9 protein-coding genes are annotated in these 7,986 nt (G+C 73.6%); 2 read left to right on the top strand and 7 right to left on the bottom strand.

The annotated features are described in order from the left end of the window. The coding region (locus QL983_RS09090) for a TetR/AcrR family transcriptional regulator (protein WP_290152440.1) at positions 1 to 613 on the top strand (613 nt) is incomplete at its 5' end. A 104-nt stretch (positions 614 to 717) separates the two neighbouring features. Continuing rightward, positions 718 to 1,191 (top strand): GNAT family N-acetyltransferase, encoded by a 474-nt coding sequence (locus tag QL983_RS09085; protein WP_044660004.1) that lies wholly within the window; start codon positions 718 to 720, stop codon positions 1,189 to 1,191. Positions 1,192 to 1,296: 105 nt separating this feature from the next. On the opposite strand, the gene QL983_RS09080 is transcribed toward QL983_RS09085, so the two are convergent. The 7 genes from QL983_RS09080 to pyrH form a co-directional block, all read right to left on the bottom strand. Next, a complete protein-coding gene (locus QL983_RS09080; RefSeq protein WP_060974170.1) occupies positions 1,297 to 2,724 on the bottom strand; it encodes a dihydrolipoamide acetyltransferase family protein in 1,428 nt (475 codons plus the stop codon). Then, positions 2,721 to 3,776, bottom strand: a complete 1,056-nt coding sequence (locus QL983_RS09075; protein ID WP_052520122.1) for an alpha-ketoacid dehydrogenase subunit beta — start codon at positions 3,774 to 3,776, stop codon at positions 2,721 to 2,723. The genes QL983_RS09080 and QL983_RS09075 overlap by 4 nt, the downstream gene beginning before the upstream one ends. A gap of 8 nt (positions 3,777 to 3,784) precedes the next feature. After that, positions 3,785 to 4,939 carry a pyruvate dehydrogenase (acetyl-transferring) E1 component subunit alpha gene (gene pdhA, locus QL983_RS09070; protein WP_122054140.1) on the bottom strand — a complete coding sequence of 385 codons (1,155 nt, stop codon included), beginning with the start codon at positions 4,937 to 4,939 and terminating at the stop codon, positions 3,785 to 3,787. Between the two features lie 154 nt (positions 4,940 to 5,093). Then, complete coding sequence (locus tag QL983_RS09065) at positions 5,094 to 5,693, bottom strand: DivIVA domain-containing protein (RefSeq protein WP_036314046.1); 600 nt, start codon at positions 5,691 to 5,693, stop codon at positions 5,094 to 5,096. Between the two features lie 49 nt (positions 5,694 to 5,742). After that, the gene (locus tag QL983_RS09060; protein WP_060974172.1) at positions 5,743 to 6,579 is read right to left on the bottom strand and encodes a phosphatidate cytidylyltransferase; all 837 of its coding nucleotides are present in this window, start codon (positions 6,577 to 6,579) and stop codon (positions 5,743 to 5,745) included. Positions 6,580 to 6,604: 25 nt separating this feature from the next. Next, positions 6,605 to 7,162: a ribosome recycling factor gene (gene frr / locus QL983_RS09055; RefSeq protein WP_002857704.1), complete on the bottom strand. Its 558-nt coding sequence runs from the start codon at positions 7,160 to 7,162 to the stop codon at positions 6,605 to 6,607. A 53-nt stretch (positions 7,163 to 7,215) separates the two neighbouring features. Next, the gene (pyrH, locus tag QL983_RS09050) at positions 7,216 to 7,983 is read right to left on the bottom strand and encodes a UMP kinase (RefSeq protein WP_002857706.1); all 768 of its coding nucleotides are present in this window, start codon (positions 7,981 to 7,983) and stop codon (positions 7,216 to 7,218) included. Between the last annotated feature and the right edge of the window lie 3 nt (positions 7,984 to 7,986).

The raw sequence follows: 7,986 nt of genomic DNA, 5'->3' as shown, positions 1-7,986 counted from the left end.
GGCGACCCCGCCGACCGCCCGGGAGGCCGCCAAGGCCCGACGCCGGGTGGACCTGCTCGCGGCCGCGGCGCGACTGTTCGCGGCCCGGGGCTTCGACGCGGTCCGCCTCGAGGACATCGGCGCCGCGGTCGGGATCAGCGGCCCCGCCATCTACCGCCACTTCGCCGGCAAGGCCGCCGTGCTCACGGCGATCCTCGACACGGCCTCGCAGGACCTGCTCGACGGCGGGCTGGCCGCCGAGGCGCAGCACGCGCCGGGGGCGGAGACCCTGCGGGCCCTCATCGGCTTCCAGGCGGACTTCGCCCTCGCCCAGCGCGACGTGATCCGTGTGCAGGACCGCGACATGTCCGCCCTGCCCGACGGCGCGCGCACGGCCATCACGCGCACCCAGCGCGCCTACATCGACGTGTGGGCGCGCCAGCTGCAGGTCGTCCACCCCCACGAGGACCAGGCCACCGCCGTGTTCCGCGCCCAGGCCGTGCTGGGCCTGCTCAACTCCACCCCCCGCTCGGTGCGGCGCACCGCGGCCGACCGCGCGGCCCGCCGTGCGACCCTCGTGGCCATGGCCTGGGCCGCGGCCACGGCCCCCGGACCGCTGTCCGGCGAGGACTGAGCGGACGGCACCGGCCCGGCGGGCCGACGTCGTGCCCGGTGGTACGGTGGCCGGTACCCGCGACGGCGGACGCCGTCGAACCCCGCCCCGAGAGGTCCACCGCCGTGCTTCTTCGTGACGTCCGACCCGAGGATCTGGACGAGTTCTTCCTCCACCAGCAGGACGAGCAGGCCAACCTGATGTCCGCCTTCGCCCCCCGCAACCCCCGGGACCGCGGTGTCTTCGACTACCACTGGGCCCACCTGCTCGGGGACGAGGACACCGTCGTGCGGACCATCGAGCACGAGGGCCGCGCCGTGGGTGCGCTCGTGTGCATCCAGCAGGACGGCGTGGGCGAGCTGTCCTTCTGGACCGCGCAGGACTACTGGGGCCTGGGGCTGACGACCGCGGCCGTGGACCGGTTCCTGGAGGAGCACACCGCCCGCCCGCTGCGGGCGCACGTCCCCGAGGACAATGTGGGCTCCGTGAAGGTGCTCTCCCGCCGCGGCTTCGAGACCGTCGGCGAGGAGAAGGTCTTCTCCAACGCCCGTGCCGAGGTCATCACCGAGCTCGTGATGGAGCTGCCCGCCGCCGACTGAGCGCGCCCCGCGGCCCCCGCCGTGCCGGCGGCCGCACCGGCCTGCCACGACGACGGCCCCGCCTCCCGGTGCCCGGGTGGCGGGGCCACGGCGCGTCCGGGGCCGTCAGACCATGGCCAGGGTCAGACCCGGGCGGCGCAGGATCGCGCCGACGTCCGCGAGGAAGCGCGAGCCCTGCTCGCCGTCCACGAAGCGGTGGTCGAACGAGAGGGACAGCGTCATGACGTCCCGCAGGGCGATCTCGCCGCGGTGCTCCCACGGCATCCTCCGGACCTGGCCGATCGCGATGATCGCCCCCTCACCCGGGTTGATGATCGGGGTGCCCGCGTCCACGCCGAACACCCCGACGTTCGTGAGCGTGAAGGTGCCGCCGGCCAGATCCGCCGGGGACAGCCGCCCCTCGCGGGCGAGGCCCGTGAGATCGCGGATGGCGTCGGCCAGCTCCCTCAGGCTCATCGCCTGGGCGTCCTTGACGTTCGGCACCATCAGCCCGCGGGGGGTGGCGGCGGCGAAACCGAGGTTCACGAAGTTCTGCTGGACGATCGTCCCGGCGGCCTCGTCCCACCGGGCGTTGACGTCCGGGGTGCGCTCCATCGCCACGAGGCACGCCTTGGCGGCGAGCGTCATGGGCGTGAGCTTGACGTCCCGGAACTCGCGGGAGGCCTTGAGCTCGGCGAGCAGCTCCATGGTCTCGGTGACGTCCACCTGCAGGAACTCGGTCACGTGCGGGGCGGTGAACGCGGACTGCACCATGGCCGCCGCGGTCGCCTTGCGCACGCCCTTGACCGGCACGGCCTCCGTGCGCGGGCGGCCGCCCAGGGTGCGGACGCCCCCGGTCGAGCCCGACTCGGCGCCGGACTGCGGCGGCGCCGCCGCGGCCGCGGGCTGCCCGCCCCCGGCCAGGAACGCCTCGACGTCCGCGCGGGTGATGACCCCGCCCACACCCGTGCCGGTGACCTGCTCCAGATCCACGCCCGCGCGGCGCGCGTACAGGCGCACGGGCGGAGTGCACCGGGGTCGCTCGCCCGGGGCCGGCTCGTGGGCCGCGTCCGCGCGGTCCGGCTCGGCGGCCTCGGGCTGCGGGCGCCCGGCGCCGGCGGGGGCCGCCTCCGACGTGGACGGCGCCTGTCCGCGGGCGGGCTCGCCCGCCGGGGCGGCCGACGTCGCCGGGGCCGCGGAGCCGCGCCGCGCACGGCGGCCGGGCTTGCCGGTGTCCGGCGCGGCGCCGTAGCCGACGAGGGTGGGCACGCGGCCGTCACCCTCGGCGGGCCCGCCGACGTCGGACTCGGCGCCCTCGAGGGTGAAGGTCACCAGGGGCGCACCGACCTCGAGGGTCTCACCCTCGGCGCCGTGCAGGGCCGCGACGACGCCCGCGAACGGGCTCGAGACCTCGACCACGGCCTTGGCCGTCTCGACATCGGCGAGCACCTGGTTCACGGTCACCGCATCGCCCTCGGCCACGCGCCACGTCACGATCTCGGACTCGGTCAGGCCCTCGCCGAGGTCGGGCAGGCGGAAGGTCTTCTGGCTCATCGGGTCTCCTCCCCGGCGTTCTGGGCGGCGAGGAACTGCTCGGCGGTCTCGGGGGCGGCGAACGCGTCCACGGAGTCCAGCGAATTCGGCCGGCCCAGAGCACGGTCCAGGCCGTCGAGGATGCGGTCGAGGTCCGGCAGGTGCAGATGCTCGAGCTTGGACGGCGGGTAGGGCACGTCCATGCCGGTGACGCGCACCGGCGGGGCCTCGAGCCAGTGGAACGCGCGCTCGGCCACCGTGGCCACGAGCTCGGCGCCGAGGCCGCCGGTGCGGGACGCTTCGTGCGCCACGACGAGCCGGCCGGTGCGCCGCACCGAGGACTCGACGAGGCCGGTGTCCAGCGGAGACAGGCTGCGCAGGTCGACCACCTCGACCTCGACGCCCTCCTCGGCCGCCACCTCCGCGGCCTGCAGGGCGGTCTTCACGAGCGGGCCGTAGGCCACGAGCGTGGCGTCCCGGCCCTCGCGCAGGATGCGGGCGGGGCTCATCGGGGGGATCGCGACGTCCAGGTCCACGTCGCCCTTGTCGTGGTAGCGACGCTTGGGCTCGAGGTAGACCACCGGGTCCTCCGAGGCGATCGCGGCGCGGATGAGGTCGTACCCCTCCTGTGGGGAGGACGGGGAGACCACCCGCAGGCCCGCGGTGTGCAGGAAGTAGGCCTCGGGCGACTCGGAGTGGTGCTCCGGGGAGCCGATGCCGCCGCCGAAGGGGATGCGGATGGTCACCGGCATCGGCACGGCGCCGCGGGTGCGGGCGCGCAGCTTGGCCAGGTTCGCCACGATCTGGTCGAACGCCGGGTACACGAAGCCGTCGAACTGGATCTCGACGACGGGCCGGTAGCCGCGCATGGCCAGGCCGATGGCCGTGCCCACGATGCCGGACTCGGCCAGCGGGGTGTCGAGCACCCGGTCCTCGCCGAACTCGGCCTGCAGGCCGTCGGTGATGCGGAACACGCCGCCGAGGGCGCCGATGTCCTCGCCCATGAGCAGGACCTTGGGGTCGTCGGCCAGGGCACGGTGCAGGCCGCGGTTGATCGCCCGGCTGAAGGTCATGCGCTCGCTCACGCGCCCGCCTCCTCGTCGTCGAACTGCTGCAGGTAGAGGGCGTGCTCGCGGCGCTGCCGCTCGAGCTCCTGGTGGGGCTCGGCGTAGATCTCGTCGAAGAGCCTGTCCGCGCCGTCCTCCTCGAGCGCCTCGAGGGCGCGGCGGACCTCGGCCGCCAGCTCGTCGGCCTCGGCCTGGGCCTGTGCGAGCACGGCGTCCACGTCCACATCGAGGGTGCGCAGGTGCGCCTCCACGCGGGTCAGCGGGTCACGGGCCTTCCAGGCCTCGAGCTCGGCGTCGTCCCGGTAGCGGGTGGGGTCGTCCGCGGTAGTGTGCGGGCCCATGCGGTAGGTGACGGCCTCGATGAAGGTGGGACCGCCCCCGTCGGCCGCGCGCTCGACGGCGGCGCGGGTCGCGGCGAGCACGGCCAGGACGTCGTTGCCGTCCACGCGCATCGACGGGATGCCGAAGCCCCACGGGCGGTCCGCGATGCTGCGGCGGGTCTGCAGGCGCACGGGCTCGGAGATGGCCCAGTGGTTGTTCTGGCAGAAGAACACCACGGGCGACTGGTAGGAGGCGCTGAAGACCATGGCCTCGTTGACGTCCCCCTGGCTCGTGGCGCCGTCGCCGAAGTAGACGATCGTGGCCACGTCCGCCTGGTCCCGCTGGACGCCCATCGCGTAGCCGACGGCGTGCAGGGCCTGCGCGCCGATGATGATCTGCTGGGTGGCCACCCGCGTCTCGTTCGGGTCCCAGCTCGAGAACGTGGAGCCGCGCCACACCCGCAGCAGGTCCAGCGCGGGGACGCCGCGCAGCAGGGCCACGCCGTTCTCGCGGTAGGACGGGAAGACGAAGTCGTCCGGGCGCAGCGCGACGGCGGAGCCCACCTGGGCGGCCTCCTGGCCCAGCAGCGGGGGCCACAGGGCCAGCTCGCCCTGACGCTGCAGGTGCGTGGCCTCGACGTCGAGGCGCCGGACCACGGCCATCTGGCGGTACAGCGCGGCGAGGGCGTCGGCGTCGACGTCCTCGATCCACGGGTCGAGCTCCGGCTGCGGACGGCGGCGGCCCTCCGTGTCGAGCACCTGGAGCATCACGGCCTCGGCCGGGCCCGCCGGGAGCGGAGAGCCGGCGGACTGTCCGCCGGTGGGACGGGTGTGGTCCACGAGGGTCACTGGACTGCCTTCCGATCGACGCCCACGGTGCGGGGCGAGGGAGCTGTACGCATGCGCGAGCAGGGGTGGAGCGCGCGGCGTCTCGGTGGTGTGATTGTAATCACTTCAGTGTGATCTGCGCCACTCTCCCGGGCCGCCGCGCGAGGGCCGGGTGTCAGGCGCGGCGCAGCAGCACGTCGACGGCGGCGTCGAGGTAGGCGTCGACCTGGCCCTCCTCGTAGCCGGCGGCACCCTCGGCCTCGCCGAACGACGCGCGGCGCACGTCGTCCGCGGTCAGCCCGCCCTCGGCGCCGGGATCCGTCGAGTCCTCCGCACCGGCCAGGGTGACGCGCAGACGGTCCACGAGCGCGTCCACCTGGTCCACGTCGTAGCTCACGGCGTCCGCGCGGGAGGGGCGGCGGAAGCGCTCCGCCGGGGCCCGGTCGGCGCGGGCCACGAGCTCGGCCACGCGCTCCTCGAGGTCTGCGGCCCAGTCCTCGTCCCCGCGCTCGGCGACGAAGGCCTGACGCTCGGCGGCGGCCAGCTCCTCTTCCAGACGGTCCAGCTCGTCGTCCACCTCGTCCGTGGCGTAGCCGCCGTTGACAGTCGCGAAGCGGGCCTGGCGCACCTCCTCCGCCGTCAGCGGGGCACCGCCGTCGCGCGCCTCACGGGCACGCGCCATGAAGGCGTCCACGTGGGTGGTCTCGTAGCCGATCTCGTCCTGCTCGACGAGCTCGAAGACCGGCTCGGCGTCCGGGGTGGTGCGGGGGGTCATGGGCGTCTCCTGCGGTGTGGGTCCCGGACGTGCCGGGTCGAGGGGTGGATCAGGTCAGGGGCAGCGCCAGCACGGTGTAGGCCACCGGCGCGGCGAACACGAGGGAGTCCAGGCGGTCCATCACGCCGCCGTGGCCGGGCAGGGCGGAGGACATGTCCTTGATGCCGAGCTCACGCTTGACCATGGACTCGGAGAAGTCCCCCGAGGTGGCGGCGGCGACGGTGGTCACGCCGAGGACGGCGCCGACCCACCACGGCTGGCCGACCAGCAGGGGGACGGCGACGACGCCCACCAGCACCGAGCCCGCCAGGGAGCCGGCCAGGCCCTCCCAGGACTTCTTGGGGCTGATGCGCGGGGCGATCGGGGTGCGGCCGAAGCGGTAGCCCACGATGTAGCCGAACGTGTCGTTGGAGACCACCATCAGCAGCAGGATCGCCACCATGCGGTGCCCCAGCGGCTCGTCCAGGAGCGCCGCGGCGAAGGAGAGCAGGAACGGCGCCCACAGCACGATGAACACGCCCGCGAGCATGAACTGGCCCGCCGGACGCCGCCGCGTCAGCGCCGTCCATACGGCCACCAGCGCCAGGCATGCCACCAGGGCGATGAACAGCGCGGGCACCCCCCACCGCCACGCGGTGAGCGGCAGGACCGCCGCGGCCACCCAGAGCGGGGGCCGCGGCACGTCCAGGCCGATGCCGCGCACCGCCGTCGCGATCTCGGACACCGCGCCGACCAGCAGGGCGACCACGAGGAGGACCAGCAGCCAGTCGAGCCAGAAGAGGCCGACCAGGGCCGTCGCCAGCAGCCCCACCCCCACGAGGACGGCGGACTTGAGGTCGCGGCCGCCGCGCGGAGGTGCGGGCGAGGTGGACACGGCGGAGGTCATGGGGCGAGCGCGGACGGCGGGAGGCTCAGACCTCCAGCAGCTCCTGCTCCTTGTTCTTGGCCATCTCGTCGATGAGCTCGACGTGGCGCTTGGTGAGCGCGTCCAGCTCCTTCTCGCCGCGGGCGCCCTCGTCCTCGCCGACCTCGCCGTCCTTGACGGCCTTGTCCATGGCCTCCTTGGCCTTGCGACGGGCGTTGCGCACGGAGATCTTGTGCTCCTCCGCCTTGGACTTGACCAGCTTCACGTACTCCTTGCGGCGCTCCGCGGTCAGCTCCGGCATCACGATGCGGATGACCTTGCCGTCGTTGGACGGGTTCGCGCCGACCTCGGACTCGGACAGGGCCTTCTCGATGTTGCGCAGGGCCGACTGGTCGAACGGCGTGATGAGCAGCGTGCGGGCGTCCGTGGTGGTGAAGGACGCCAGCTGCTGCAGCGGGGTGAACGAGCCGTAGTAGTCGACCATCACCTTGGAGTAGAGGCCCGGGTTGGCGCGGCCGGTGCGCACGGAGGCGAAGTCCTCACGCGTGGCCTCGATGGTGCGGTCCATCTGCTCTTCGGCGGACTGCAGGGTCTCCTGGATCACGGTGTCTCCTCGGTGTGGTGGATCAGGTCTGCCGCCATCCTACGCGGCGGGCCTCAGACGGTGACGGTGGTCCCGATCGGCTCGCCGAGCAGGGCGCGGGTCACGTTGCCCGGGCCCTCCATGCCGAACACGCGCATGTCCAGGTCGTTGTCCTTGCACATGGTCATGGCGGTCAGGTCCATCACGCGGATGTTCCGCAGCAGCGCCTCATCGTAGGTCAGGTGCGTGAGGCGCTCGGCGGTGGGGTCCTTCTTGGGGTCCGCGGTGTAGACGCCGTCCACGCCGGACTTGGCCATCAGGACCTCGTCTGCCCCGACCTCCAGGGCGCGCTGGGCCGCCACGGTGTCCGTGGAGAAGTAGGGCAGGCCGGTGCCGGCGCCGAAGATCACGACGCGGCCCTTCTGCATGTGGCGGATGGCGCGCAGCGGGATGTAGGACTCCGCCACCTGCTCCATGTGGATGGCGGACTGCACGCGCGTGGTGACCCCGGCCTGGATGAGGAAGTCCTGCAGGGCCAGGCAGTTCATCACGGTGCCGAGCATGCCCATGTAGTCGGCCCGACGGCGGTCCATCCCGTTCTCGGACAGCTCGGCGCCACGGAAGAAGTTGCCGCCGCCGACGACGATCGCGATCTCCACCTGGTCCGCCGCGGCGGCGATCTGCTCGGCGATGCCGCGGACGGTCTCCGGGTCCACGCCGATCTTGCCGCCGCCGAACACCTCGCCCGAGAGCTTGAGGAGCACGCGACGGCGGCCGGTGTCGTCCGAGGTCTGCGGGGCGTGGGCGGTGGTCGGGTCCTCGGGGGCGCGGTTCGTCTCCATGGG

The sequence above is a fragment of the Micrococcus sp. APC 4021 genome (genome assembly GCF_030407635.1).
In the GTDB taxonomy this organism is placed as follows: domain Bacteria; phylum Actinomycetota; class Actinomycetes; order Actinomycetales; family Micrococcaceae; genus Micrococcus; species Micrococcus luteus.
This window is presented reverse-complemented; position numbering and strand designations above follow the sequence as displayed.

What these genes read in the sequence shown, in the direction of transcription:
- QL983_RS09080 (WP_060974170.1), bottom strand. Translation starts at nt 2,724, where the DNA reads ATGAGCCAGAAGACCTTCCGCCTGCCCGACCTCGGCGAGGGCCTGACC.
- QL983_RS09075 (WP_052520122.1), bottom strand. Translation starts at nt 3,776, where the DNA reads ATGACCTTCAGCCGGGCGATCAACCGCGGCCTGCACCGTGCCCTGGCC.
- QL983_RS09065 (WP_036314046.1), bottom strand. Translation starts at nt 5,693, where the DNA reads ATGACCCCCCGCACCACCCCGGACGCCGAGCCGGTCTTCGAGCTCGTC.
- QL983_RS09060 (WP_060974172.1), bottom strand. Translation starts at nt 6,579, where the DNA reads ATGACCTCCGCCGTGTCCACCTCGCCCGCACCTCCGCGCGGCGGCCGC.
- pyrH (WP_002857706.1), bottom strand. Translation starts at nt 7,983, where the DNA reads ATGGAGACGAACCGCGCCCCCGAGGACCCGACCACCGCCCACGCCCCG.